The sequence below is a fragment of the Planomonospora antibiotica genome (genome assembly GCF_014647955.1).
In the GTDB taxonomy this organism is placed as follows: domain Bacteria; phylum Actinomycetota; class Actinomycetes; order Streptosporangiales; family Streptosporangiaceae; genus Planomonospora; species Planomonospora parontospora.
Window position 1 is genome coordinate 68,717 of record NZ_BMQE01000011.1, and the last position, 23,412, is coordinate 92,128.

A 23,412-nucleotide genomic window follows, 5' to 3' on the forward strand; every position below is an offset into this window, starting at 1 on the left:
TCCGCCACGGAACCTCCGCCGTCGGGCTCTCGTCCGCCTCCGTGACAGCGTATGAGCTGGACCTGCCGTTGGGGCGGCGTTCAGGTCAATCCGCTGTATTTTCCACTCGTTCATCGTGACATGTGGGATGAATGAGTCGGACGGTACTGAGATCAGCGATTACCATCCATTGTCATGACGTCTCCCCCCGGCGGCGATACACCACGGCGACGCCCCATCGCAGTGCCCGTCACCGTCCTGGTCCTCTCCGCCGGCCTGGGGGTCACCGCCGCCCTCGGCGGCTTCTCCGACGCTCCCAAAGAACCTCCCAAGCAGCTCGGACCCGGCGCCGTCGTCGACCAGAAGCAGTTTCTCACCAAGTTCGTGACGTCGCGGACCGTTTTCCAGGCGGACGAGTACGGCCCCGGGGGCAAGCGGTTCCTGGAGGTCGAGCTGGAGGTCACGAACAAGGGCGGCGAGACCACCGGCACGGGGTCGCCGGGCCCGAAGGGCCTGCTCTTCGCCAAGGGCCTGCTCGCGATGAGCCCGGCGATCGCGCCCGAGGGCGGCCCCATCGTGAGCGTCGCCGACGAGGGGGTGCCGAGCAGGCAGCTGCACCCGGGCATGGCCTCCACCGTCGTGCTCCGCTACGAGCTGCCCGAGGGGCAGGAGCCTCCGGAGAAGGTGCGCTTCGACGTGGGGACGTTCGAGCGCCTGGAGCAGTTCACGATCATCGCGGGCAGCTGGGTCCTGGAGGAGGACGGCGAGGCGGACGGCTCCCCGCCGAAGGTCGTGGCGCAGGTCACGCTGCCGGTCGAGCGCGGGCAGGAGGGTTGATGAGCGCCGCGCCTCCCATGAGCCAGGCGGGCCCGGCCGCCGCGTCCGAGGCGAGGGCGGGCCGCCGCCGTCCGCCCCGGCGGCCGGGCCGGATGCGCCGGGCGGGCGCCCTGCTCGCCGGGCTCTCCCTGGCCGCCGCCGCGGTGGCCCTGCAGTCCACCGCCCTGAGCGTCGAGGAGCGGAGCGCCGCGCTGACCTGGACCGGCGGCCTCGGCGAGGAGGTCGTCGCCTCGCGCTTCTCCGCCCGGGTGAAGGGGGTGTACGGCGCGCGGTCCGTGCAGACCACGGACGCGGCCGACAAGGTGGAGAAGGCCACCACCTCGGGGATCTTCGTCGTCGTCACGCTGGAGGCCACCGCCCACCGGGAGCCGCAGCAGTTCGCGGCCCCGGTGCTGCTCACCGACGACGGCAGGCGCTACCGGGCGACCGACAAGGTCGACTCCTCGCTGACCATCGTCAACCCCTACATCCAGCCGGGCTGGTGGACCGCGGGCGTGGCGGTCTTCGAGGTCCCGGTGAACGCGCTGACCGGCTCCCGGATCGTGCTGCCGCTGAAGACCGGCCTGCTCTTCGGGGAGACCTACCTGCCGGAGGTGGAGGTCGACCTGGGCCTGGACGAGGCGGGCACGCAACGCCTGATCGCCGATGCGAAGGACGTCTACCCCTTGACGAGCAAGCAGTGACCGGCACCCCGGCCCCGGAGAACGCGGGCCTGCCCGACTGGTCCGCCCCCGGGCGGGGGGAGCCGCCCGCGGAGTCCCCCCGGCGGTCCCCCGGCGGGTCCCGCGGTGTGCCCTACGACGGCGAGTCCTACCGCGGCGCCCCCTGGCCCGCCTCCGGCGCCTGGCCGGCCCCGCCGGAGGCTCATCCCGGGCACCCGGCGGGGCCGGACCCCGCCTTCGGGCACCCGGCCCCGCCGGAGACCCACCCCAGGCATCCGGTCCCCGCCTTCGGGCACCCGGACCCCGCCTTTGGGCACCCGGCCGTCCCGGCACCGCAGCCCGCCGTCCCGTCATCGCAGCCGTCCGCCTCGGAACCGCCGCCCGCAGGCCTGCCCTGGACGCCCGCCCCCCGGCAGGTCTTCCCCGACGAGCAGGTCTGGCCGCCCGTGCCCCGGCCCGTGCGCGAGTCACCGGGCTCGTCGACCCAGCCCTTCCCCGCGGTCCCCACGCCTCCGCTCCCGCGGCCCGCCTCCGCCCCCGCGCGGGGTGTCTCCGCTCCCGCGGCCGCCGCATCCCCGGTGGCGGCCGACGCGGCCCCCGCAGTCCCGCCGGAGGCCTCAGAGGCGTCGGAGGGCACCCCGCCGGACGCCGGGACCGCCGCCCCCGCGCCGCGGCGCCGTACGGCACTGCGGATCGGCGGGCTGCTCGTCGCGGTCGCCCTGGCCGTCGGGATCCCCGCCTGGGAGGGCTACAGCTTCTACCGGACCGGCATTCCCGCGCTGCGGTTCCACACCGTGGAGCCCGGCGGCAGCGGCACGCTCATGCGCGTGTCCTGGCGGGCCGAGGTCGAGGCGGCGGACAGCCTGCCGGGTCTGGGGAAGGCCAAGCCCGGCCGGAAATGGCTCAAGATCACGGTTTCCAGGACCTCCCTCGACACCGAGGGGGTGATCCGGCGCGGCGATCCCACGATCAAGGCCGTGCACCCCGACGGCCGCAGCTGGCAGGTCCTGATCTCCGACAACGACCTCCCCCTGGAGGTCAAGGAGCACAAGGTCGGCACCGCCTACCGCTACAACGCGGTCAGCGTGGTGCCGCAGGAGGTCGCCGACGAGGTCGAGGTCCACGTCATCCCCAGCACGATCCGCGTCCCGCTGGAGGAGGAGAGCGTGGAGCAGCTGTTCAAGCGCGCCGGCACGGAGAAGACCGAACCCCAGGACCAGGTGCTGCTGTTCAGGCGGTGAGCGCCTGCCCGGCCTCGCGGCTGCGGGTGGCCGCGATGTCGAACGTGGCCGCCAGCAGGCAGACCGTCAGCACGCCGGCGACCAGGTCCACGGCGAACTTCACCGGGCTGCTGAACAGTGCCCAGAAGAAGGGGAAGTCGCTGCCGACCAGCGCCCGGATGCTCCGGTCCGCATAGTCGGCGCCCACCTGGAGGGCGACGTAGCACAGGCAGAACACGCCGAACAGTGCGGCGCCGCCACGGACGGCGAGCCGGAAGGCGTGGACCGGCGGGACCCAGCGGTCCCGGAACCCGACCGTCGCCCCGCTCATGGTCGTGCGGGTCAGGGTGTGCGTCCGTTCCACCCGGTCGGCCACCGTCTCCAGCCGGGTCCCCCGGACGACCGCGCGCGTGTCCTCGGCGAAGGCGCCGTAGACGAGCGCGGCCACGGCCAGCCAGGCGAGCGGCTCGATCAGCGCGTCCACGACGAGCGGCCAGAGCTCGCCGGCGCCCTCCCAGAACCCCTTCCACCAGGGGAGGGACTTCTCCAGGTCCTCGAACCGGCCCTTGACCGCGGCCACGGCGGCCCGCTCGTCCAGCCAGTCCGCCCGCGACGTGGTGAAGGCGAACAGCGCGTTGAGGCCGTAGAAGGCGAAGCCCAGTTCGAAGAAGGCGGTCAGCACGCCGCCGCCCCGCACCCTGCCGTTCATGTGCAGCCAGGCGAACAGCGTCCTGAGGATGTAGGCCGCCACCGCGATCCCGGCGGAGATCCGCACGTCCAGCCCGAGCAGGATCGTGCCGGCCTCGCTCTCGATCCCGGCCAGCGACCCCTGGATGTCCTGGTCGATCCGCTTCATGCTGTCGAGGGAGATGAACTCCTGGGCGTCCTCCCGGTGGAAGCTCCACGCCAGGTAGATCGTGGCGAAGAGCAGGGTGGTCCGGTTGAGCGCGCCGAACAGGCTCTCGTCGGCCCCCTCGTCCTCGGACCTGCGCACCCGGATCTCCCGGAGCGCGCCGCGCACCGAGTGCAGCATGCCGACCATGACGACGAGCTCGTTCAGCACGATCAGCGTGAAGATCAGCGTCGTGACGGCGATCCGCACCTGCCGGTGGTCGCCGTGCGCCAGCTCGGTGCCCGCCCACATCAGCGCCGCGCGGACCGCCCGCCCGGCGGAGAACCAGAGCACCAGCGAGAGCGCGCAGGCACCGAAGACCCTGAAGGTGTGCAGGGGCAGCGAGTACGCCGTGAGCCGGGCGGGCGCCCGCCGGACGGCCTGCGGCGCTGAGGCCGGCGGGGCGGGTGGGGACGATGAGGACGCAGCAGACGTTCCGGACACCCGACGAATCGTAGCGATCCACCGCCCCGCGCCACAGCCGAACACGGACTCGGAGCAGCGGAGCCGCGGAGCAGGTGACCGCCGGAGAAGCGAAGGACCGGCGTCCCTCACGAAGAGGGACGCCGGTCCTTTTCCCGCGGAGCGGCCCGGACGGCCGCGCGACTCAGCCGGCTGCGCCGCTCAGACGGCCACGGCCAGCTGGGTGACCTCGCCCAGACGGGCCTGTGCGGGGACGTCCTTGGTGACGCCGCCGCCCGCGATGATGCGGACGGTCCAGTCACCGGGGGCGGCGAAGAAGCGGAAGACGCCCTCCTCGGAGACGACGACCTCGCCGGTGAACTCGCCGGAGTGGTCCAGCAGGCGGGCGTAGGCGGTGCCGGTGCCCGTCACGACGCCCTGGATGACGGCCTGGGTCGACAGGTCGATCCCGGCGGGAAGAGCGGCGGTCTGCTCCGGTGCTGCGCAACCCTGGGTGCTCATCGGGCCTCTCCCAACTCGACCGGCACGCCCACGAGCGAGCCGTACTCGGTCCACGATCCGTCGTAGTTCTTGACGTTGGCCTGCTCCAGCAGCTCGTGCAGCACGAACCAGGTGTGCGCCGAGCGCTCGCCGATGCGGCAGTAGGCGATGGTGTCCTTGCTGAAGTCGACGCCGGCGCCCTCGTAGAGGGCCTTGAGCTCGTCGTCGGACTTGAAGGTGCCGTCGTCGTTCGCGGCCTTGGACCACGGGATGCTGCGGGCGGTCGGCACGTGGCCGGCGCGCTGCGCCTGCTCCTGCGGGAGGTGGGCCGGGGCGAGCAGCTTGCCGGTGAACTCGTCGGGCGAGCGCACGTCGACCAGGTTGAGCTTGCCGATCGCGGCGAGCACGTCGTCGCGGAAGGCGCGCAGGTTCTTGTCCTGCTCCTTGGCCTTGTACTGGGTGGCCGCGCGCTGCGGCACCTCGGTGACCAGCTCGCGGGAGTCGAGCTCCCACTTCTTGCGGCCGCCGTCGAGGAGCTTGACGTTCTCGTGGCCGTAGAGCTTGAAGTACCAGTAGGCGTAGGCGGCGAACCAGTTGTTGTTGCCGCCGTAGAGCACCACGGTGTCGTCGTTGGCGATGCCGCGGGCCGACAGCAGCGCCTCGAAGCCCTCGCGGTCCACGAAGTCGCGGCGGACCGGGTCCTGGAGGTCGTCCCTCCAGTCGATCTTCACGGCGCCACGGATGTGGCCCTTGTCGTAGGCGCTGGTGTCCTCGTCGACCTCGACGAGAACGACACCAGGGGTGTCGAGGTTGGCCTCGACCCAGTCGGCGTCCACCAGGGCGGCGGAACGGCTCATTGGGATTCCTCCGGGATTATCTTGCGGCGGGCAGTGGGCGGCGGATGATCAAATACGTCTCGCAGCCGAGGCGGAAGCCGGATGCGGCGTTGAGAAAGGCGGCGAACAGGCCGCGGCGGTGGCGCCGAGGGCCGGTGGCGCGATCTGCGTTGCGTGTCCGACCAGGGCCGCCAGGGCGGAGGCGGGACCGGCCGGCTGCGCGAAGCGCGGCGGCCGGGCGTCCTCCGATTCCCTGGGAGGGCTCTTCACAATCCCCTTGAAAACCATCCCGTACGGCGAGGCGCCGACGACGCCCAGCGCGAGCACCGCGGCCTGGGCCACCGGCAGCCGCACGCCGTCCGTGACGAGGACGAGCGCGAGGACTGCGGCGGTTGCGGTCGCGGCGGAGCGAAGGGCTCTGGGATCAGCCTGCATCGTGCGATGCTCCTGAAGGGTCGTGCAGATCGGTGCGGCCGGGGCCGCTTGGGATCGCCCTCAGGAAACGCGACAGAGCGCGGTGGCGACGCGGCAGAAGTCGACCGCGCGCCGCTTCGTCAGCAGCTCTGTCATGGGGTGCATGGCGATGACATTACCCCGGCGTCCCGCTATCTGTCACATCCCTGTCCAGTTTCTGAGACAGGGTGATCCGGAAGGCGATAAGGTGCCCCGCTCACTCACCGATGGCGAGGCCCAGCGCCCCGATGACGTCGGCCTTCCGTGGCCGGCCCGAGGCACGCTTCACCACATACCCCGACCGGTCGAGGATAAGCACGGTGGGAGTGCTCAGGATGTTCAGACTGCGGACCAGCTCCAGCCGGGACTCGGCGTCGATCTCCACGTGCGCCGTGCCGGGCACCATCTCCGCCACCTCGGCGAGGATCCGGCGGGTGGCCCGGCACGGCTGGCAGAACGCGCTGGAGAACTGCACCAGCGTGGCCCGCTCGCCCAGCTCCGCACCGAGGTCGTCCGGAGTCATCCGCTGCACGTCGCCCCTCATCTCGCGCGGGCCGGGACGACGAGCAGCACCCGGCCGCCGACGGTGGCCAGTTCGAACCGCTCGACGCCGCCCGGCGGGATGGTGACCGAGCCCCGGAAGGGGCCCGACTCCTCGTAGGCGGCCCGGTCGACGGTCCAGCTCCCGGCCGTCTCGCGGTTCCCGGCGGCGTCGACCGCGTCCAGCCGGAACCGGGTGCCCGCGGCGATCCCGGAGACCACCACCTCGACGGCGGTCGCCCCCGCCCCGGGCACGGCGGTCACCCGGGCCCGGGCGGTTCCCTTCCTCCCCTCCCTGACCAGCGGTTCCTGCGGGGCGTCCAGCATGATCTGCGGACCGGCCGACTCGCTCGGTGCGGCCTGCCTGGCCGACTCGGTGGGCGCGGCCTGGACGGCCGCGTCCGGGGAGGGCTCGCGCTCCTTCCGGGAGACGTCGCCGTCGCGCGGGGAGCTCGCCGCGTCCTCGGAGGCGCCCTCCTCGGAGGCGCCGTACTGCGAAGCGCCGGGAGCGGCGGACGGGGCGGAGGTCCCGGAGTCGGGGGCCGAGGCCGCCGTCATCTCCGGCGCGGACCGCTCCGCCGCCATCCAGACGGTCCCCCCGACCCCGGCCAGCACGACCGAGGCCGCCACCGCGAGCAGCGTCCGGGCCGTCCGCCGACGCCGCCTGGTCCGGGCGTCGAGCAGCCGGTCGAGCACCGCGCGCGGCGGGCTGGCGACCTGGACCACGTCCTCCTGGGAGACCCTGCCGAGGAACCCGGCGACCCCGGCCAGCTCCTCCGCCTCCGCCCGGCACTCCCCGCACCCGGCGAGATGCGCCTCCACGGCGGCGTGCTCCTCGGGGTCCAGTGCGCCCAGGGCGTACACCCCGAGGGACATCCGCACCTCGTCACAGTTCATCGTCATGGCGCGAGCCCCCGCTCCTCCAGCGCCAGCTTGAGCGCGCGCAGCGCGTAGTACGTGCGCGACTTCACCGTCCCGGCGGGGATGCCGAGCGCCTCGGCCGCCTCCTTGACCGACTTCCCCTGGTAGTAGACCTCGGTGAGCACCTCGCGGTGCTCGGGCCGGAGCGCGGCCAGCGCCTCGGCGACCGCCCAGGACTCCACGGCCCGCTCCAGCTCGTCCTCGGCGGGCACCACGGCGAGCGCCTCGTCACCCGTCTCCGGCGGGCGGGCCCGGCGCGCCCGGTGCTGGTCGAAGACGAGGTTGCGGGCCACCGTGAACAGCCACGCGCGGATCGAGCGCCCGCCGAGCGCGTCGGGATGGCGCCAGGCCCGCAGCAGGGTCTCCTGCACGACGTCCTCCGCTCTCCCCGGGTCGCCCGTCAGTCTCAGCACGTAGCCGTACAGCGGCCCGCCGTGCTCGTCGAAGAGCGCTCTGACGAGCTGCTCGTCGGCGGTTCCGGCGTGGCTCACACCCTCACGACGTACGGCGGGCCGGATCGGTTCAGTCACGGCCACCCGTCCCGGCCGGTGACGGTCCGGCACGATCGCCCGTCCCGGCCGGTGACGGTCCGGCCGTCATCGGGCACCCGCCACGGCCACGGCCACCACGACGGCGGTGCCGCCGAGGCCGAGGGCGAGGGCGAGGGCGAGGACCGTGGTCCGGCACGGACCGCTCAGTCCTGCAGCGGGACGTCCGACGCCTCCGCCGTGATCCGCAGTCCTCCGGCCACGGGCGTCACCTCGGTGAACTTCAGGCCGAAGGGCAGGTCGCCGATCGGGACCTCGTAGCGGAGGAACCGCTCGGGGTCGGGCACCGTGATGCCGCCGCCCAGGGTGACCTTCTCGGGGGCGAGCCGCAGGCCCTTCCCGGTCAGCTCGATCTTCATCCTCGCCTTCGCGGGCACCTTCTGCCCGAGGAAGGTGATCTCTCCGCTGACGTCGAGGCCGGCGGCGGAGACGTCCACCTTCATCCCCTTGGGCGCCCGCTGGTTCAGCGTCGCCTCCGGGACCACCACGGTGCCCACCACCCGCTCGGCGCGCACCTCCACCTGGTCGGCGCGGAGCACCAGGTCGGACAGGGGGGCGGTCACGCCGTACAGGACGGCGTCCACACCGGACAGCCGGACGCCCGCGGCGTTCAGCGCGCCGACCTTCACCTCGACCTCGTCGTAGCGTCCGGCCACGGCCTGGGTCAGGAACGGCACGCCGTGGACGGTCACCTCCGGCGGGGCCGCCAGGTCGTAGCGCGCGGTGGCCCGCGTGGCGATCTCCTTCTCCACCCCGGCGACCGCGACCCGGTCCAGGATCGCGAGGAGAACGAGCAGCAGGATCAGAAAAGCGAGCAGCTTGCGCATCCGACTTCCCGTCGTTCGTTTCCGTGTCCGTTCCCGGATCCGGCCAGATTGCCACCGCGGCGCGTTCCCCGGCAATCTCGCCCGAAACGTGAGCCCTGCTCCACCGCGTTTCCGCGGCGGGGCCGTGTCCGGGACCGCGCCCCGGCCGTGCGCCCGGATCGCGCCGGCCCCGGGACCCCCTCCCGGCCGCATGCCCGAGGCGTGCGCCGGGCCGTACCCCGGAACCGTGTGCCGCCCGGGCCGCGCGTCAGCCGCCCGCGAAGGGCGGCAGCACCTCGACCGTCGCGTCGTCCGGGAGCACGATCGTCTCGTGCGCCCGGGTGCCCACCGGGCTTCCGTCCACCAGGAAGGACGACCGGCGCGCCACGACGGCCAGCGCCTCCCTCCCCGCTGTGACCTTCGCCACCAGCTCCGCCAGGTCCGCGGCCTCGAAAGGCTCCTCCGCGACGCCCGCCGCGTCCTTCGCCGCCGCCCAGTAGCGGATCCTGCCCCTGGCCATCCGACGACCACCCCTTCCGGCATACGCTCGGTCAACACCTGATTACGGCGAATCCACCGGGGAAACACGTGTTCATCAGGTGGACGTCCGCTGGACGCCCGACCCTTCTCGGATATCCTCGCCTACTACGGGACCTGGGCGACGTAGCCCCCGGGTCCCTACGTGTTTTCGTACGGCTGCCGCCGGCAAGACGCGGGAAGGAGGCGATCGTGAGCGGGTCGGCCGAGCGCGCCCCGCACGAGAGCCTGCCAATGAGCCCGGCGAAGGAGTGCACGTGAGCAACCTCCTGCTTCTTACCAATGCCCTGCAGCCGTCGGCCGAGGTGCTTCCGGCCCTGGGCCTGCTGCTGCACTCGGTCCGGGTCGCGCCCGCCGAGGCGTCCGCGCTGCTCGACGCGGCGCCCGCCGACGCCGTGCTGGTGGACGCGCGCCGCGAGCTGGTCCAGGCCAAGAGCCTGTGCCGGCTGCTGCGCACCACCGGCCTCGACTGCCCCCTCCTGGTGATCGTCACCGAGGGCGGCCTGGCCGCGATGACCGCCGAGTGGGGCGCCGACGACGTCGTCCTCGACAGCGCCGGGCCCGCCGAGGTCGAGGCCCGCCTCCGGATGGCCGTGGGCCGGATGAACCTGTCCGCCGCCGAGGAGGTCCCGGACGAGATCCGCAGCGGCGAACTCTCGATCGACGAGGCCACCTACACCGCCCGGCTCCGCGGCCGGGCGCTGGACCTGACCTTCAAGGAGTTCGAGCTCCTGAAGTACCTCGCGCAGCACCCCGGCCGGGTCTTCACCCGGGCCCAGCTGCTCCAGGAGGTCTGGGGCTACGACTACTTCGGCGGCACCCGGACCGTGGACGTCCACGTCCGGCGGCTGCGCGCCAAGCTCGGCGCCGAGTACGAGTCCCTGATCGGAACGGTCCGCAACGTCGGCTACCGGTTCGTCCCCGAGCGCGGCGGCGAGGCCTCCGAGGAGCGCGAGCCGGCCCACCACTGAGCCGCCCCCCTGTCCGGCGGGGAGCGCGGCCCACCGCCGCGGGGTCCGCGAGGCCCGCGCCGCCCGCCGTACCCGGTCACCGGAGACGGACGCGGGAAGGGGCCCGCCGGACGGTCCGGCGGGCCCCTTCTCTCGTTCGGGCTGTCGCGCTCCCCTACGGCAGGACCGTGATGTGGTCCGGGGTCGGCGGCGCGATCACCGGGTTCGCCGCGAAGTAGGCGGCGAACGCGTCGATGTCGAGCGGGCCGCTCCACACGTCGGTGCCCTGCGTGAAGGCGGCGAAGGCGTCACCGCCGCCGACGAGGAAGTTGTTGGCGGCGACCCGGATCGTCTGGGTGTCCGTCACGGCGACCCCGTCGATCTTGATGTCGGAGACCTTCGAGCCCCATGCCGCGCTCGTGCTGTAGGAGTAGGTCAGGTTCGACGACGGCTGCAGGATCTTGGTGAAGGCCTGGTTGTTGGGGCCGCCGGGGAACTGCTGCTCCAGGACCGTCTTGAGCTGGGCGCCGGTGAGGGTGACCACCTGCAGGAGGTTGTTGAACGGCTGGACCGTGAAGGCCTCGCCGTAGGTCACCACGCCGTCGCCCTCGCCCGCGGGGGAGCTCGGGTAGGTGAGGCTCGCCCGGACGCCGCCCGGGTTCATCAGCGCGATCTGGGCGTTGCCGCCGGTCCTCGCGGCGGCCAGCTGGCCATCGGCGATGAGGTTGCCCAGCGGGGACTCGCCGGAGGGCGCGGCCGTGTTCGTGATGTCCGCGGTGATCTTCCCGATCGGCTTGTTCGCGACCGTGGCGACGCGGTCCTTCCAGGTCTGGACGAACGTGGCGATATCCTCGTTGGGGGTGATGGTCTGGGTCACGACCTGGTTGTCGGCGACCACGGAGGAGCGCACCACGTCGCGGGTGCGGGTGTCCACCCGGAAGTCGACCTTGGTGATCACCCGGCCGAACGAGCCGCCCTGGCTGTACAGGCGCTTGCCGCCCTTGGGGTCGGTCACGGTGCACAGGTACGCCTGGTGGGAGTGGCCGCTGAGGATCATGTCGATCTCGGCGTCCACCTGGGTGGCGATGCGGTTGCCCGCGCCGGGCTGGGCGCTGCACGCGTCGGGCGACTGGCCGGCGGTGACCTGGTCGCCTTCGTGCACCAGCACGACCTGCGCCTTGACGCCGACCAGCTTGAGCAGCCTGGAGGCGACGTTGGCGGCCTTGACCTCGTCGACGAACTCCAGGTCCTTGATGCCCTCGGCGGTGACGATGTTCGGGGTGGTCTTGGTGACCAGGCCGATGAAGCCGATCGGCACGCCGTTCATCCAGCGGATGGAGACGGGGGGCAGCGCCGGGACGCCGTACTGCCGCAGCAGGCTGCGGAGCGAGGAGCTGTTGCGGCCGAGCGCGGCGAGCGCGTCCTTCTCGGCGCCGGCCCCGCTCCGCTTGAGGATCACGTTGGCGCCGATGTAGTCGTACTCGGCGCCCTTCCAGGTGCCGGCGGGCGAGCAGCCGTCCACCGGGTGGCAGCCGCCCTTCATGATGCGCCGGAGCTCGGCGTAGCCCTCGTCGAACTCGTGGTTGCCCACGGCCGAGGTGGTGACGCCGATCTTGCCGAGGAACTCGACCGACGGCTCGTCGTGGAAGGCCGCGGAGATCAGCGGGGTGGCGCCGATCAGGTCGCCCTGGGCGACCTTGATGGTGTTCTTGTCAGTGAGCTGCTCCATGTGGGCCGCGATGTAGGCGGCGCCGCCGGCATAGACCGTGGCGCCGGTCTCGTCGACCATCCGGCCCGAGGACCCGGTCGGGGGCTCCAGGTGGCCGTGGAAGTCGTTGAGGGAGAGCAGGCGGACCGGCACCGTCTTGGCGGGCTTGTTGCCCGCCTCGGCCGGTCCCGTCACGAGCACGAGGCCGGCGGAGGCGAGGACGCCGGCCATGGCCAACCGCTGGAAGGAACGGGACATCATGAAACACGACACTAGAGCTGTTATCTATGCATCGAATGTCCGCGAGGTAACGATTCATCCGACCGGAACCTGGCATCTTCTGCCAGTCCCCGGCGATCTCGGGGCTTCGGCGGCGTCCTAGAGTCCAGGGCATGGACTTGCGTGTGGAACACAGGGAACGACTGGACGAGCGAGAGGTGGCCGCCGCGCTCGCGCTGGTCGAGGCCGCCACGGAGGCCGACGGGGTCGCTCCCCTCAACGAGCACGCGATGCTGCAGCTGCGCCGCGGCGGCGGCGAGCACGCGGAGGCCGCGCTCCTGTACGTCGGGGAGGACCTCGCGGGCTACGCGCACGTGGACCTGGCGGACCCGGCCGAGGGCCCGAGCGCCGAACTGGTGATCCATCCGGCCTTCCGGCGGCAGGGCCACGGCGGCCTCCTGTTCCGGTGCGTCCAGGACCGGGACCGCGGCAGGAAGGCCGTCCGGGTCTGGGCGCACGGTGATCACCCGGGGGCCGGGGCGCTGGCGAGGTCGCTGGGGCTGGTGAAGATCAGGTCGCTCTGGCAGATGCGGCGCCCGCTCACCGGCCCGCACGCGGGCCCCCTGCCCGGTTTCACGCTCCCCGACGGCGTACGGCTGCGCACCTTCGACCCGGCGGCCGACGGCGAGGCCTGGGTGGCGCTGAACGCCCTGGCGTTCGCCCACCACCCGGAGCAGGGGTCCTGGACGCTGGACGACCTGAGGCTGCGCGAGCAGGAGCCGTGGTTCGACCCGGCGGGCTTCTTCCTCGCAGTGCGCGGCGAGCGGCTGGTCGGCTTCCACTGGACGAAGGTGCACGACACCGGCGGCGGGCGGGGTGACGAGCCGATCGGCGAGGTCTACGTGGTCGGGGTGGACCCGGCCGAGCAGGGCGCCGGGCTGGGCCGCTCGCTGACCCTGGCGGGCCTGGAGCACCTGCGCTCGCGCGGCCTGGCCGAGGTGATGCTCTACGTCGACGAGGACAACGCCTGGGCGGTCCGCCTCTACCGGGGGCTGGGGTTCACCCGCTGGAGCGCGGACGTGATGTACCGGAGGTGACCGGCCGCGAGGGGGCCGGAGACGGGAAGGCGCCGGCCGCCCGGGATGCCCCCGGGCGGCCGGCGCCCCGCGCACCGGACGGCTACTCGACCATCCAGTGCAGCGCGTAGTACGACAGCGCGGCCACCAGCGCGGCGGCCGGGATCGTGAGGATCCAGGCGGTCACGATGTTGCCCGCCACGCCCCAGCGCACGGCCGACAGGCGCTTGGTGGCGCCCACGCCCATGATGGCGCTGGTGATGGTGTGGGTGGTGGAGATCGGCGCGCCGAAGCCGATCGCCGCGCCGTACAGGACGGTCGAGGCGGCCGCCTCCGCCGCGAACCCCTGAGGGGGGTCCAGGGCGATGATCCGGCGGCCGAGGGTGCGCATGATCCGCCAGCCGCCCGCGTAGGTGCCCAGCGAGATCGCCGTGGCGGCGGCCAGGATGACCCACTGCGGGATCGGGTCGGTCTCCTCGACGTGGCCGCCGACCACGAGCGCCAGGAAGATCACACCCATGGTCTTCTGCGCGTCCTGCAGGCCGTGGCCGAGGGCCATGGCCGCCGCCGAGAGCGTCTGGGCGTGGCGGAAGCCGCGGTTGGCCTTGCCCGGGTGGGCCCGCCGGAAGGCCCACAGGATCCCGATCATGATGGCGCCGGCCAGCGTGAAGCCGACCAGCGGGGAGAGGATCATCGGGATGACGACCTTCTCCACCACGCCGTCCCAGTGGATGACGCTGGCCGAGGCGAGCGCCGACCCGATCAGGCCGCCGATCAGCGCGTGGCTGCTGGAGGAGGGCAGCCCGAAGTACCAGGTGACCATGTTCCAGGTGATCGCGCCGATCAGCCCGGCGCACACGATCACCAGGCCGTGTGACCCCTGGGGGGCGTCGATGATGCCCTTGCCGACGGTCGACGCCACCTGGGTGCCGAGGTGGGCGCCCAGGAAGTTCATCGCCGCGGCCATGAACAGTGCGGCCCTCGGGGTCAGCGCGCGGGTCGAGACCGAGGTCGCGATCGCGTTCGCGGCGTCGTGGAAGCCGTTGGTGTAGTCGAAGATCAGCGCCACGACCACCACCCCGATGACCAGGGCGAGCGAGAGGTCCACTTAGCTTTCCTTGACCGCGATCGACTCGATCGTGTTCGCCACGTGCTCGAAGGCGTCGGCGGCGCCCTCCAGCTGGTCGATGACTTCCTTCATCTTCATGACGGTGAGCGCGTCGTACTCCCCGCTGAAGAGCTTGGCCAGCAGGCGGCGGTAGACCTGGTCGGCCTGGTTCTCCAGGCGGTTGACCTCGATCCAGTACTCGTTCAGGTTGCGCATGGAGCGCAGCCGGGGCATGGCCTCGGCGGTCAGCTCGGCGGCGCGCTCCAGGACCTCGACCTGCCCGACGACCTCCTTGGGGAGGCGGTCGATCTGGTACAGGACGATGAGGTCCGCGGCGGCCTCCATGAAGTCCATCACGTCGTCCAGGTTGGCCGCGAGACGGTAGATGTCCTCGCGGTCGAAGGGCGTGATGAAGCTCTCGTTGAGGCGGTTCATGATCGCGTGGGTGCGCTCGTCACCCGCGTGCTCACACGCGCGCATCTTCTCGGCCAGGGCCTCCCTGTCCGATCCTTCACTAATGATCTCTACCAGCAGCCGGGACGCTGTGACGAGGTTGTTCGCCGAGTCGGCGAACAAGTCGTAGTAGCTGTCCTCACTAGGCGTGAGACGCAGGCGCACGTCGATCTCCAGATGTGCGGGGATGGTCCGCAGAGAAGAGTAAGGGTTACCAGCAGAAATGCGAACTTCACCCGCTAGAAGCCCACTCTTCTCCCTGTCGCTACCCCCTGTATGCGCAGCGACACGCGGATCGGTGAGCTTTGGCGGCATCTTTCCGCCGACCGGTTTGCTGGTCTTTGACCATCTTATGGCGAATACTGATCGCACATGGGGGCCCGGGACGTATGGCGAGAACGCCCGTTTCGTCTGCTGTGGTGGAGTCTGACCGCTTCGGTGGCTTCGGACCACGTCTTCCCCATCGCCGTGGTGACCGCGCTCCTCGCCGGCGACCCGGACGGCTCGGCCGTCGGGGTGGTGCTCGCCGGGCGCCTGGTGGCCCTGGTGGCCTTCGCCGTCTTCGGCGGCGTCTGGGCCGACCGGCTGCCCCGCAAGTCCGTGATGGCGGTCTCCCAGTGCGTCCTGCTGCTGATCGTCGCCGCCGTGGCCCTCTGGCCCTCTCCGGCGCCCGCCGTGCTCGGCGTCGCCGTCTTCCTCGCCGGCGGCACCGAGGCCTTCTTCCGGCCCGCCTTCCAGGCCTGCCTCGCCTCCGTGCTCCCGACGGGCCTGCACCGCACCGGCGTCGGCCTGACCAGCGCGTCCTGGCGGATCGGAGCCGTCGCCGGTTCCGTCGCCGGCGCCCTGGCGGTCACCCTCCTGGGCCCGCGGGCGGCGCTCTGGTTCGCGGTGGCGGGCTTCGCCGCCAGCGCCCTGCTGCTCCGCCGGGTCCACGAGCCCCCGGCCGCCCACGGACTCCGGCTCCCGATCTCCGTCGAGATCCGCGAAGGCGTCGCCGAGGTCTCCCGCCGCCCCTGGATGGCCGTCGTGATCTCCGTCACGGCACTGCACCAGACCTTCATCGTGGCCCCCGCCCAGGTGCTGCTCCCGGTCACCACCGCGTCGCCGTACCGGTCCCCGCTGGACGGGATGTACGGCCTCACCCTGGCGGCGCTCTCCGTCGGCGGCCTGATCGGCGCGGTCGCCGCCATGCGCCTGTCGCCCCGGCGCCCCGGCCTCGTCGCCATGGCCGGGCTCCTGCCGTACGGCCTCGTGCCCCTGGCCCTGATGGAGCCGATCGTGCCGGGCCGGGTGTTCGCCTGCTACCTGCTGGCCGGGATCGGCCTGGAGATCTCCGCCATCGAGTGGATCACCGGCATGCTGCGCACCGTCCGGTCCGACCGGCAGGCCCGCGTGGCCTCCCTGGAGTGGATGGCGGCGCTGAGCATGAGCCCGTTCGGCCTGGCGCTGGCGGTGCCGCTCTCGGAGTCGCTGGGCCCCGACCTCTTCCTGGCCGCCAGCGCCGCCACCGCCCTCCTGCCACTCCTCGCCCTGCTCGTCCCGGGGCTGCTCCTCTTCGACGGCGAACGCGGCTCCGGCGGAGATCGACGCGGTCCCGGTGGCGGATCCCGGCGGGCGGGCGGGTCCGCCGGGGACGGTGAACCCGCCCCCGGCGGCGGGCCCGCTCCGGACGGCGAGGCCGGCGTCAGATCCGGGTCCGGTGGAAGTTCAGGTGGGAGCGGCTCGGAGTCGGGCCCCGCTGCCCCTGGTAGCGGGAACCGTACTTCTCGGAACCGTAGGGATGCATCGCCGGCGAGCTGAGCCGGAACATGCACAGCTGGCCGATCTTCATCCCCGGCCAGAGTTTGATCGGCAGCGTCGCGACGTTGGACAGCTCCAGCGTCACGTGCCCGCTGAACCCCGGGTCGATGAAACCGGCCGTGGAGTGCGTGAGCAGGCCGAGCCTGCCCAGGGAGCTCTTGCCCTCCAGCCGGGAGGCGATGTCGTCCGGCAGGGTGATGACCTCGTAGGTGCTGGCCAGGACGAACTCCCCCGGGTGCAGGATGAACGGTTCGTCCCCTTCGGGCTCGACCATGCGGGTCAGGTCGGACTGCTCCGCCGCGGGGTCGATGTGCGGGTAGCGGTGGTTCTCGAAGACCCTGAAGTAGCGGTCCAGCCGCACGTCGACGCTGGACGGCTGGATCATCTCCGGCTGGAAGGGATCGAGCCCGACCCGTCCGGACTCGATCTCGGCGAGGATGTCACGATCGGAAAGCAGCACGTGAGGCAACCTACCAACGCTCGCCTGGTCCTGATGAGCCGAGAAACTCGGGCCCGTGGAGGGTCCAGAGTGGCCGGAGTTTCCGCTACAGTGGTTGGCGCGGCACGCCGCTGCGGGTGTAGTTCAATGGCAGAACATCAGCTTCCCAAGCTGACAGCGCGGGTTCGATTCCCGTCACCCGCTCCACACACCGAGGCCCAGGTCAGGGAGAGATTCCCGACCCGGGCCTTGATCGTTTCTAGGGCCTTCTCGATCTTCCGTGCAATTGACGTGCAATTAGCCCACGGGAGCGAGCACCCCGGCCGAGCCGTCCTCATCGTCGCCGTCCCGCTTCTCAAGCTGCCGGTCGATCGCGTCGGTGATCGCTCTGTCGGCACCCCGCACGGCGTGCTGGTAGATCATCGCGGCGCGCACGTTGTCGTGGCCCATCCGGGCCATCAGGTCCTTGAGCCCCGCGCCCGACTCGGCGGCGAGCATGTTGCCCGTGTGACGCAGATCATGGAAGTGCAGACCGGGCAGGCCCAGTTCCTTGACCACGTCCACCCAGCGCGTGCGGGTGTTGAAGCCACTGCGCCGCAGCGGACCGCCCTTGGCCCCCGGGAACAGCAGCGCCCCCGGCTCGTCGCGGACGTAGGTGGCGACGTGCTCCTGCAGAGCCGGGACGATGCCCTTCGGGATGCCGATCACCCGCCGACCGGCTTTGGACTTGGGCGGGCCGAGGACCAGGCCGCCGGTCGAGCGTTCGATGTAGGCCGCGCGGACGCGCACCGTTCCCGCGTCGAGGTCCACGTCTGTACGGCGGAGCGCGCTCACCTCGCCCCATCGCAGACTCGCGAAGGTAGCCAGCAGCACCAGGGCGCGGAATCGCCGGTCATGGGTGCAGTCGGCCCGGCCGTCCATGCCCATCCTCCACAGCGCCCGCTCGGCGTCGGTGCGGCTGGTGAAGGTCTCCGGATGGGTCCGCATCTCGCCGTGCCGCTGGAAGCGGAGCCGGTAGGCGTTCTCCTTGAGCTTGCGCACGTTGCCGACCGGTCGGCGGCCCACCAGGTCGGCCAGCTCGAAGACCTGGGCCACGGTCAGCACCGGCCGCTCCTGGGCGTGCTCGTCGCCGGCCCCGCGGATCCGGCACGGGTTGCGCGCGATGATGTGGTCCTCTTCGGCGGCCGTCATCAGTACGGCCCTCAGCAGGCGGTACGCCTTGGCCGCCACGGAGACCGAGACCCCGTTGCCGAGCAGGTCGGCCCGCCACTGCCGGATCATGGCGGTGGAGAGCTTCCCCACGGCCGTGTTGCCGAGATGCGGGGTGATGTGCTTCCCGAGCAGCCAGCGGTAGAGGTCCACGGTGCGGGGGCGCAGGCCCGGCCGCTGGGAGATCCACGTCTCGGCGTAGTCCTGGAGCTTGATCTTCCCCCGGTCCGGATCCGTCCACTCCCCCGAGATCATCCGCGCCTCGATCAGGGTGAGCGCCCGTTCGGCGTCGCCCTTGCGCTCGTAGGTCTCCGGAGCCGTACGCCGTCTCCCGTCCGGTCCCAGATAGCTCGCCTGGAAGCGTCCGGACGGCAACTGACGGATGTTGCCGAAACGGCGATGGTTCGGCTTGTTGCCCTTGGCCATCAGGCGGCCCTCCCGGTGACGTCGGAGGCCGCCAGGGGTTCGACCGTCCCGGCGGCGATGAAGGCGAGCAGGGCCGACTCCCGGATGCGGACGTGTCGGCCGATCTTCACGAACTCGATCCGGCGTTCCGCGATCAATCGGCGGACGAAGCGCTCGGAAGTGTGCAGCAGTGCGGCGGCCTCATGGGCCTTGAGAAGTTCGTCCAATGGGTTCTCCCGTCAGGCGGCCAGTGCAGTTGCCGAAAGATCTTGTCGTCCCGCTGCTCTCGCCTCCGCCTGCTGCATGGCCCTGCGCCACCGCTGGCGTTCGGAGATCTGTCTGAGCAGGCGGCGGGCACGGGACGGCAGGTCGGGATCACCGGCCACGACCGGCCGCCAGGCGTAGCGGTCGGCGGGCTGGTCGTCGGTGAGGCCGAGCGCTTCCATCACCCAAGCCCGCCGGTCGGCCTTGTGCTCCCGCAGGGTCTTGCCGGACCACTTGCGGGAGACCAGGACCCGGCGGCCCGCGTAGCCGAGGTGTTCGGGCTTGTGCGCCTTGGACCGGCAGGCCCCGGGCCGCATGCCCGCCTTGGCGTTCTTGGGCTGCACGCCGTACCGGAGCCAGTTGGGGCAGGTCGGCGCGCACGGCTCGTAACGCAGCACGTCGGCCAGGCGCTGTACGTGACGCCGCTGGGCGTCGGTCTCCGGAGTGTGGCACTCGCCGACCGACTTGGTCAGGTACTTGCCGAGGTAGCGGATGCACTGGTCGGCGTCCGGGGTCCCGGCGAGCACGCCCTGAACGTCCACCTGGACGCCGAAGCGCAGCACGTGGAACGGCTCTGCCTCCTCGTCGGCGTCGAGCCGGTCGAGCGCCTGGTCCCAGGTGGGCAGCAGCTCCCCCGTCACCGGGTCGAGGTAGTCGCCGGCCTGCCGGTCCGGGTACGGCTCCGCGCGCTCGGGCCGGTCCGCCCAGACGGGCAGGTGGTCGCCCTCGAAGACGACCGTCTCGACGGGAGGCCACCACACCTGGTGGTAGGTCGCGGCGGCGATGGCCTTGACCTCCCTGCGCGGCAGGGTGCCCCGGACCGCCATGTGCAGGTGCGGGGCGAGCCGCCGCTGTGGTTCGACCGAGGAGAAGTACTGCACGTCATAGCCCGCCACGCGCCGGAGGTTCTGCACGAACCGGTCGACGAGCTTGGAGAAGTGCAGCGCGTCGCGGGCCGCTCGGACGTAGTCGTAGGTGTCCGGGTCGACGGGGGTGCCGTCCTGCCGGACCCGGCCGTAGCCGGGCAGGGTGAGCGTGACGAACAGCGACGGCCGGTAGGTCTTCCCGTCCGGAGCCGTGAAGGTCTGCCCCACGGTCCGCGTCTCCCGGGTCCGTCTGGGCAGGTCGGGGGCGTCCTGCCGCCGCCGGGTCGAACGGGTGCGCTTGGGCCTGCCGTCGGGCAGGACCTCACCGCGGACCCCGGCCGCTCTGATCCGCGCGTCCAGGTCGGCGATGACCGCGTCAAGATCCGTGGTGGAGTCGCCGGCCTCTTCCATCCGGTCCCGCGCCGCCTGGAGGTCCGCCCGCTGTTCGACGAGCCGCCGCTGTTCCTCGTCGGGATCGCTCTTGACGACGACCGGTTCGTGGTCGAGGTGCCAGCCCTCCCGGCACTGGGCCATGCGGAGTTGCCGGTTCCGCTTGGCGCAGGCCGGGCACTTGCTCTCCAGGGTCGCGCCGCACGGCACGTCGACGATCTCGGCCCTGCCGGTCGCCAGGTCGATCCGCTTGAGCGGCACGGGCCGGATGCAGACGCCGTTCTGTACGGCCACCGCCTCCAGGACCTCCAGGGCGGAGGGCAGGACGGTCTTCACCGGCCGGGCCGGGGACGCGGGGAGTGTGGCCTGAGCTTCGGTCATTCGCCTTCTCCGATCTCCGGGAAGGTGAGCGCCCGCTGTCCGCATTCCTGGCACTCGACCAGGCCCCGGACGGGGTCGAGCCAGAGCGCGTTGAGGGTGCCGCAGATCGAGCAGCGCAGGTTGTCGAGGAAGTGGGCCAGGGTCATGCGGCCTCACCCCTGACGAAGTCGCGGGCCATGGCGCGGATGTCGGCGTCGGAGACGTAGGCCGCGCGGACCCGGATCGGGTCGGGACTGGTCTCCAGCCGGACGAACCCGACGCCCGCGCCCTGCTCCGGGATCGGCGAGATGTGATCGGCCAGCGCGCCCCGGTCGCGGGCACCGTCGCCGAGGACCATGTCCACCTGTTCGGACTCGTCGAGCCGGAGCGCGATCCTGTCGGGGAAGAGGTTGCGGATGTTCATGACCTCCTTGCGCGGGTCCTGGAGAGCCGCCAGGACGCCGACGCCGACCGCCCGGCCCTGCGTGGTCAAGGTGGCGAGCGCGGCCGTGATGCGCTGCCGTAGTCCCTTGTCGGACTGGTAGGCGGTCAGGAACGCGACCTCGTCGACGATCACCAGGACGAACGGGTCGTCGGCGGTCGGGACGTGGTTGCGCTGGACCCCGGCGAAGCGACCCGCCCGCTCCTGCATGACCGAGACCACCTCGTCGAGCAGGTCGGCGCACTCCTTGGGAGAGGCCGCGTACCGGTCGCCGAAGACGGCCCGGCCGTAGGACAGTTCCATGAGCTTCGGGTCCAGCGCCCAGAGCTCCACCAGCCCGGCCCGGACGGCAGGGAGGAGCCCGCGGATCGCCGACCAGATGACGGAGCCCTTGCCCGCCCCGGTGGCCCCGGCGACCAGGACGTGAGTCCCGTGGCCTTGAGCCGCCACGGCTGCCCGTTCTCCTGCTTGCCGACCTCCACCGGGCCGACCGAGGGGGTCTCGGGGACGGAGACGGCCGGGAGCGGTACGGCCAGCGGATCGCACCGGGGGAAGGTGAGCAGCAACCGGCCGGCGCGGGCCACGGTGACCCGGCAGGAGACAGCGCCGAAGCCGTGGGCAAGGTGTTCGGTCCGGTCGGCCCAGTCCTTGACGGCCTGCCCGCTGAGCATCTTCACCGTGACCACGTCGGCCCACGAGGTGCAGGTGACCTTGAGCAGGCGGGGCAGGCAGTCGCGGCCCCGGAGGTGACGGCCGAGCCCGGAGATCATCATCACCGGTTGCCAGTGCCGCCGGTAGACCCAGATCAGCCGTCACCAGGCGAGCAGTCGCCAGCCGATCCAGGCGTTGAAGGTCGGCCGGTCGAACAGCGCCCAGGGGACGAGGATGGAGAGGGGGATCATGACCGCGACCAGGGCGACGCGCCAGCCGTACAGCCAGCCGAGGACGGCGGGGGCGGTGAGCACGGCCAGGGCGATCGGGTGACGCCAGGTGAGCCGGACGAGGCCAGCCAGGAGCCGCCAGGCGAAGATGACGATGGTGATGATCGCCGGGGTCTGGACGACGGCCGGGCGGAAGACGACGGCGGTGTCAGGGGTGGTGGAGACGAGAGTACGGGCCTCGTCGCCGGGCAGTTTCTTGAACATTAGACTTCGGCTCTCTCTTGAATCGCATCTGGGGAGACGAGGGGCCGCCGGAAGGACCAGTTCCAGCGGCCCCGTTTCCATGTCAGGCCGCGAGGCCCGTGCCGTCGGGCATGCCGTGGAAGGAGCGTTCGACCGAGCGGGCGAACGTCTGGGCCTCGCGGGCGAGCTGGCGGGCGAACTCGACGTCGGCGGCGGTCACCCGGTCGCCGGCGGTGGTGGTGACCAGGACCGAGACGGCTCCGAAGTCGAGCGCCAGGACCGGCGTGCGTGCCGGGTAGGGGTGGCTGGTCGCGCGGGCGCCCCGGCCGGTGTTGAGGTTGATGATGCTGACGCGGTGGTTCCTACGACGGGTCATCAGGCGGCGTCCTTCGCGGTGGTGGTAGCGGTGGCGGGCTTGGCGGGAGCGGGAGCGGGACCGGTGCGCGGGGCGCGCATCTCGCGGACCTTGATCGAGTAGGCGAGGCGTCCGGTGCCGTTGACGTAGGGCGTGACGGTGACGTGGTCGAACTCGACCGGGGTGAAGGGCAGGCCCGGCATGGGCGCCGGGGGCACGGGCTGGACCGGGGCGAGGATCTTGACGGCGACGGTCTTCTGTCCGGGCTTGACGGCCGGGTCGGCGTCCATGACCGCGACCTGCCACACCAACTCTCCGGTGGACTTGTCGCGGGCCTGGACGAACCGGCCGTTGGTCGAGGCGTCGAAGTCCTTGACCGCCTCGACCTCCCCGACGACGTAGCAGCCGTGCGGGAAGACCTGGGCGAAGGTGACGGGGATGGGACCTTGCATAGCCATGACGGTTTCCTCCTGCCGAGAGATAGGCACTTAACCTATCAACTGACCTGAGAGTACGATAGCTCAACTTGGTAGGTCAAGTAACTAGGCAGAGATGTTCGGCCAGACAGCCCGCTCGGGCGGACATAGAGGACTTCACCGCCATCTGCCCCGACGGTAACGGTACATAATCTCGATCATGAAGTCTGATGGCACCCGCCGGGGCAACGGTGCATGGCTCCTCTGGCTGGGGAGCTCCTGGCTGGTCGGAGCAGTGTTCCTGGTCGCGCTGACCTTCGTGGACATCTTCATGGGGTGGTGGGAAACGGATCACATCTTGATGTGGAGCCCAACCCTCAGCGCTTTATCACCCGATCCCTTCACCCGCAAGGAATGGCTCGCCATCGTCGCCCTGGTCGTCGGCGGCGGCATACCAGTGATCGGGCTGGTGATCTCTCTGGTGAGGAGAAGGATGGCGGTAGCGGCGGTTTTCGCCGCCTCTTTGGCGGTTCTGACCATCGCGGTCATCCGCATGACCCCGGGGCCGTTCGCCCTCCGCTACATCGATTACGCGATCGTCGCCCCTTCGATATGCGAGGCATCACCGGACAGCTCCGCAGAGGTTCCCTGGTTCTGCGATTGAGCAGTGACGGCCTTCGTCGGCCGGAGCCGC

General features: G+C 71.5%; 27 protein-coding genes, 1 tRNA gene and 1 pseudogene. 8 read left to right on the forward strand and 21 right to left on the reverse strand.

The window, feature by feature from the left end; genetic code table 11:
• The first annotated feature begins 174 nt into the window (after window positions 1-174).
• From IEZ06_RS13055 to IEZ06_RS13065, 3 genes are read left to right on the forward strand one after another with little or no spacing between them, the layout of a single operon-like run.
• Entirely contained in the window at window positions 175-816 is a 642-nt protein-coding gene (locus IEZ06_RS13055) for a hypothetical protein (protein WP_189236957.1), read from the forward strand.
• Window positions 816-1,499, forward strand: a complete 684-nt coding sequence (locus tag IEZ06_RS13060; RefSeq protein ID WP_189236958.1) for a hypothetical protein — start codon at window positions 816-818, stop codon at window positions 1,497-1,499. Before IEZ06_RS13055 ends, IEZ06_RS13060 begins: the two co-directional genes overlap by 1 nt.
• Entirely contained in the window at window positions 1,496-2,719 is a 1,224-nt protein-coding gene (locus IEZ06_RS13065; protein ID WP_189236959.1) for a hypothetical protein, read from the forward strand. The genes IEZ06_RS13060 and IEZ06_RS13065 overlap by 4 nt, the downstream gene beginning before the upstream one ends.
• Here the strand turns inward: IEZ06_RS13065 and IEZ06_RS13070 are convergent.
• The 10 genes from IEZ06_RS13070 to IEZ06_RS13110 form a co-directional block, all read right to left on the reverse strand.
• Window positions 2,709-4,034 carry a hypothetical protein gene (locus IEZ06_RS13070; protein ID WP_189236960.1) on the reverse strand — a complete coding sequence of 442 codons (1,326 nt, stop codon included), beginning with the start codon at window positions 4,032-4,034 and terminating at the stop codon, window positions 2,709-2,711. The two genes, IEZ06_RS13065 and IEZ06_RS13070, sit on opposite strands and share 11 nt — an antisense overlap.
• A gap of 180 nt (window positions 4,035-4,214) precedes the next feature.
• Window positions 4,215-4,514, reverse strand: a complete 300-nt coding sequence (locus IEZ06_RS13075; protein ID WP_189236961.1) for a DUF1416 domain-containing protein — start codon at window positions 4,512-4,514, stop codon at window positions 4,215-4,217.
• Entirely contained in the window at window positions 4,511-5,350 is an 840-nt protein-coding gene (locus IEZ06_RS13080; protein WP_189236962.1) for a sulfurtransferase, read from the reverse strand. The genes IEZ06_RS13075 and IEZ06_RS13080 overlap by 4 nt, the downstream gene beginning before the upstream one ends.
• A 48-nt stretch (window positions 5,351-5,398) precedes the next feature.
• Window positions 5,399-5,764 (reverse strand): DUF4395 family protein, encoded by a 366-nt coding sequence (locus IEZ06_RS13085; RefSeq protein ID WP_229798065.1) that lies wholly within the window; start codon window positions 5,762-5,764, stop codon window positions 5,399-5,401.
• Between the two features lie 60 nt (window positions 5,765-5,824).
• Complete coding sequence (locus tag IEZ06_RS37625; RefSeq protein ID WP_373293851.1) at window positions 5,825-5,908, reverse strand: Ms5788A family Cys-rich leader peptide; 84 nt, start codon at window positions 5,906-5,908, stop codon at window positions 5,825-5,827.
• 91 nt (window positions 5,909-5,999) lie between these two features.
• On the reverse strand, window positions 6,000-6,305 hold the full coding sequence (locus tag IEZ06_RS13090) for a TlpA family protein disulfide reductase (RefSeq protein ID WP_373293852.1): 306 nt from the start codon (window positions 6,303-6,305) through the stop codon (window positions 6,000-6,002).
• A gap of 17 nt (window positions 6,306-6,322) precedes the next feature.
• On the reverse strand, window positions 6,323-7,225 hold the full coding sequence (locus IEZ06_RS13095) for a zf-HC2 domain-containing protein (protein ID WP_229798067.1): 903 nt from the start codon (window positions 7,223-7,225) through the stop codon (window positions 6,323-6,325).
• Window positions 7,222-7,773: a sigma-70 family RNA polymerase sigma factor gene (locus IEZ06_RS13100; protein ID WP_268245597.1), complete on the reverse strand. Its 552-nt coding sequence runs from the start codon at window positions 7,771-7,773 to the stop codon at window positions 7,222-7,224. Before IEZ06_RS13100 ends, IEZ06_RS13095 begins: the two co-directional genes overlap by 4 nt.
• A gap of 164 nt (window positions 7,774-7,937) precedes the next feature.
• Window positions 7,938-8,618 carry an LmeA family phospholipid-binding protein gene (locus IEZ06_RS13105; RefSeq protein ID WP_189236964.1) on the reverse strand — a complete coding sequence of 227 codons (681 nt, stop codon included), beginning with the start codon at window positions 8,616-8,618 and terminating at the stop codon, window positions 7,938-7,940.
• A 247-nt stretch (window positions 8,619-8,865) separates the two neighbouring features.
• A complete protein-coding gene (locus IEZ06_RS13110; RefSeq protein WP_189236965.1) occupies window positions 8,866-9,117 on the reverse strand; it encodes a MoaD/ThiS family protein in 252 nt (83 codons plus the stop codon).
• A 274-nt stretch (window positions 9,118-9,391) separates the two neighbouring features.
• On the opposite strand from IEZ06_RS13110, the gene IEZ06_RS13115 reads away from it, so the two are divergent.
• Window positions 9,392-10,105 (forward strand): winged helix-turn-helix domain-containing protein, encoded by a 714-nt coding sequence (locus IEZ06_RS13115; protein ID WP_189236966.1) that lies wholly within the window; start codon window positions 9,392-9,394, stop codon window positions 10,103-10,105.
• A 154-nt stretch (window positions 10,106-10,259) separates the two neighbouring features.
• On the opposite strand, the gene IEZ06_RS13120 is transcribed toward IEZ06_RS13115, so the two are convergent.
• Window positions 10,260-12,053 (reverse strand): bifunctional metallophosphatase/5'-nucleotidase, encoded by a 1,794-nt coding sequence (locus IEZ06_RS13120; RefSeq protein ID WP_189236967.1) that lies wholly within the window; start codon window positions 12,051-12,053, stop codon window positions 10,260-10,262.
• 131 nt (window positions 12,054-12,184) lie between these two features.
• Between IEZ06_RS13120 and mshD the strand changes: the two genes are divergently transcribed.
• Window positions 12,185-13,108 carry a mycothiol synthase gene (gene mshD / locus IEZ06_RS13125; RefSeq protein WP_189236968.1) on the forward strand — a complete coding sequence of 308 codons (924 nt, stop codon included), beginning with the start codon at window positions 12,185-12,187 and terminating at the stop codon, window positions 13,106-13,108.
• An 82-nt stretch (window positions 13,109-13,190) separates the two neighbouring features.
• Here the strand turns inward: mshD and IEZ06_RS13130 are convergent, their stop codons facing one another.
• Together IEZ06_RS13130 and IEZ06_RS13135 are read right to left on the reverse strand one after the other, a co-directional pair.
• Window positions 13,191-14,195 (reverse strand): inorganic phosphate transporter, encoded by a 1,005-nt coding sequence (locus IEZ06_RS13130; protein ID WP_189236969.1) that lies wholly within the window; start codon window positions 14,193-14,195, stop codon window positions 13,191-13,193.
• Window positions 14,196-14,813, reverse strand: a complete 618-nt coding sequence (locus IEZ06_RS13135) for a DUF47 domain-containing protein (protein WP_189236970.1) — start codon at window positions 14,811-14,813, stop codon at window positions 14,196-14,198. It abuts the gene before it with no gap.
• A 273-nt stretch (window positions 14,814-15,086) separates the two neighbouring features.
• Between IEZ06_RS13135 and IEZ06_RS13140 the strand changes: the two genes are divergently transcribed.
• Complete coding sequence (locus tag IEZ06_RS13140) at window positions 15,087-16,448, forward strand: MFS transporter (protein WP_189236971.1); 1,362 nt, start codon at window positions 15,087-15,089, stop codon at window positions 16,446-16,448.
• Here IEZ06_RS13140 and dcd read toward each other — a convergent pair.
• On the reverse strand, window positions 16,333-16,908 hold the full coding sequence (gene dcd / locus IEZ06_RS13145; RefSeq protein ID WP_189236972.1) for a dCTP deaminase: 576 nt from the start codon (window positions 16,906-16,908) through the stop codon (window positions 16,333-16,335). The genes IEZ06_RS13140 and dcd overlap by 116 nt on opposite strands.
• A 112-nt stretch (window positions 16,909-17,020) precedes the next feature.
• On the opposite strand from dcd, the gene IEZ06_RS13150 reads away from it, so the two are divergent.
• Window positions 17,021-17,094 (forward strand) — tRNA-Gly (locus IEZ06_RS13150).
• Window positions 17,095-17,184: 90 nt separating this feature from the next.
• Here IEZ06_RS13150 and IEZ06_RS13155 read toward each other — a convergent pair.
• The 7 genes and pseudogenes from IEZ06_RS13155 to IEZ06_RS13185 form a co-directional block, all read right to left on the reverse strand.
• Entirely contained in the window at window positions 17,185-18,522 is a 1,338-nt protein-coding gene (locus IEZ06_RS13155; RefSeq protein ID WP_189236973.1) for a tyrosine-type recombinase/integrase, read from the reverse strand.
• Window positions 18,522-18,728, reverse strand: a complete 207-nt coding sequence (locus IEZ06_RS13160) for a helix-turn-helix domain-containing protein (protein WP_189236974.1) — start codon at window positions 18,726-18,728, stop codon at window positions 18,522-18,524. Before IEZ06_RS13160 ends, IEZ06_RS13155 begins: the two co-directional genes overlap by 1 nt.
• 12 nt (window positions 18,729-18,740) lie before the next feature.
• Window positions 18,741-20,402: a replication initiator gene (locus tag IEZ06_RS13165; protein ID WP_189236975.1), complete on the reverse strand. Its 1,662-nt coding sequence runs from the start codon at window positions 20,400-20,402 to the stop codon at window positions 18,741-18,743.
• Complete coding sequence (locus tag IEZ06_RS13170) at window positions 20,399-20,548, reverse strand: hypothetical protein (RefSeq protein ID WP_189236976.1); 150 nt, start codon at window positions 20,546-20,548, stop codon at window positions 20,399-20,401. The genes IEZ06_RS13165 and IEZ06_RS13170 overlap by 4 nt, the downstream gene beginning before the upstream one ends.
• Window positions 20,545-21,968: pseudogene (locus IEZ06_RS37630) on the reverse strand (FtsK/SpoIIIE domain-containing protein). Before IEZ06_RS37630 ends, IEZ06_RS13170 begins: the two are co-directional and overlap by 4 nt.
• Before the next feature lie 82 nt (window positions 21,969-22,050).
• Entirely contained in the window at window positions 22,051-22,323 is a 273-nt protein-coding gene (locus tag IEZ06_RS13180; protein WP_189236977.1) for a hypothetical protein, read from the reverse strand.
• Window positions 22,323-22,760, reverse strand: coding sequence for a plasmid replication, integration and excision activator (locus IEZ06_RS13185; protein WP_189236978.1), 438 nt, complete (start codon window positions 22,758-22,760; stop codon window positions 22,323-22,325). The genes IEZ06_RS13180 and IEZ06_RS13185 overlap by 1 nt, the downstream gene beginning before the upstream one ends.
• Window positions 22,761-22,938: 178 nt before the next feature.
• Here IEZ06_RS13185 and IEZ06_RS13190 point away from each other — a divergent pair, with 178 nt between their 5' ends.
• Window positions 22,939-23,382: a hypothetical protein gene (locus tag IEZ06_RS13190; RefSeq protein ID WP_189236979.1), complete on the forward strand. Its 444-nt coding sequence runs from the start codon at window positions 22,939-22,941 to the stop codon at window positions 23,380-23,382.
• Window positions 23,383-23,412: the final 30 nt, after the last annotated feature.

What these genes read in the sequence shown, in the direction of transcription:
- IEZ06_RS13055 (WP_189236957.1), top strand. Translation starts at nt 175, where the DNA reads ATGACGTCTCCCCCCGGCGGCGATACACCACGGCGACGCCCCATCGCA.
- IEZ06_RS13060 (WP_189236958.1), top strand. Translation starts at nt 816, where the DNA reads ATGAGCGCCGCGCCTCCCATGAGCCAGGCGGGCCCGGCCGCCGCGTCC.
- IEZ06_RS13075 (WP_189236961.1), bottom strand. Translation starts at nt 4,514, where the DNA reads ATGAGCACCCAGGGTTGCGCAGCACCGGAGCAGACCGCCGCTCTTCCC.
- IEZ06_RS13080 (WP_189236962.1), bottom strand. Translation starts at nt 5,350, where the DNA reads ATGAGCCGTTCCGCCGCCCTGGTGGACGCCGACTGGGTCGAGGCCAAC.
- IEZ06_RS13085 (WP_229798065.1), bottom strand. Translation starts at nt 5,764, where the DNA reads ATGCAGGCTGATCCCAGAGCCCTTCGCTCCGCCGCGACCGCAACCGCC.
- IEZ06_RS37625 (WP_373293851.1), bottom strand. Translation starts at nt 5,908, where the DNA reads ATGCACCCCATGACAGAGCTGCTGACGAAGCGGCGCGCGGTCGACTTC.
- IEZ06_RS13090 (WP_373293852.1), bottom strand. Translation starts at nt 6,305, where the DNA reads ATGACTCCGGACGACCTCGGTGCGGAGCTGGGCGAGCGGGCCACGCTG.
- IEZ06_RS13095 (WP_229798067.1), bottom strand. Translation starts at nt 7,225, where the DNA reads ATGACGATGAACTGTGACGAGGTGCGGATGTCCCTCGGGGTGTACGCC.
- IEZ06_RS13105 (WP_189236964.1), bottom strand. Translation starts at nt 8,618, where the DNA reads ATGCGCAAGCTGCTCGCTTTTCTGATCCTGCTGCTCGTTCTCCTCGCG.
- IEZ06_RS13110 (WP_189236965.1), bottom strand. Translation starts at nt 9,117, where the DNA reads ATGGCCAGGGGCAGGATCCGCTACTGGGCGGCGGCGAAGGACGCGGCG.
- IEZ06_RS13120 (WP_189236967.1), bottom strand. Translation starts at nt 12,053, where the DNA reads ATGATGTCCCGTTCCTTCCAGCGGTTGGCCATGGCCGGCGTCCTCGCC.
- mshD (WP_189236968.1), top strand. Translation starts at nt 12,185, where the DNA reads ATGGACTTGCGTGTGGAACACAGGGAACGACTGGACGAGCGAGAGGTG.
- IEZ06_RS13155 (WP_189236973.1), bottom strand. Translation starts at nt 18,522, where the DNA reads ATGGCCAAGGGCAACAAGCCGAACCATCGCCGTTTCGGCAACATCCGT.
- IEZ06_RS13165 (WP_189236975.1), bottom strand. Translation starts at nt 20,402, where the DNA reads ATGACCGAAGCTCAGGCCACACTCCCCGCGTCCCCGGCCCGGCCGGTG.
- IEZ06_RS13170 (WP_189236976.1), bottom strand. Translation starts at nt 20,548, where the DNA reads ATGACCCTGGCCCACTTCCTCGACAACCTGCGCTGCTCGATCTGCGGC.
- IEZ06_RS13180 (WP_189236977.1), bottom strand. Translation starts at nt 22,323, where the DNA reads ATGACCCGTCGTAGGAACCACCGCGTCAGCATCATCAACCTCAACACC.
- IEZ06_RS13185 (WP_189236978.1), bottom strand. Translation starts at nt 22,760, where the DNA reads ATGGCTATGCAAGGTCCCATCCCCGTCACCTTCGCCCAGGTCTTCCCG.
- IEZ06_RS13190 (WP_189236979.1), top strand. Translation starts at nt 22,939, where the DNA reads ATGAAGTCTGATGGCACCCGCCGGGGCAACGGTGCATGGCTCCTCTGG.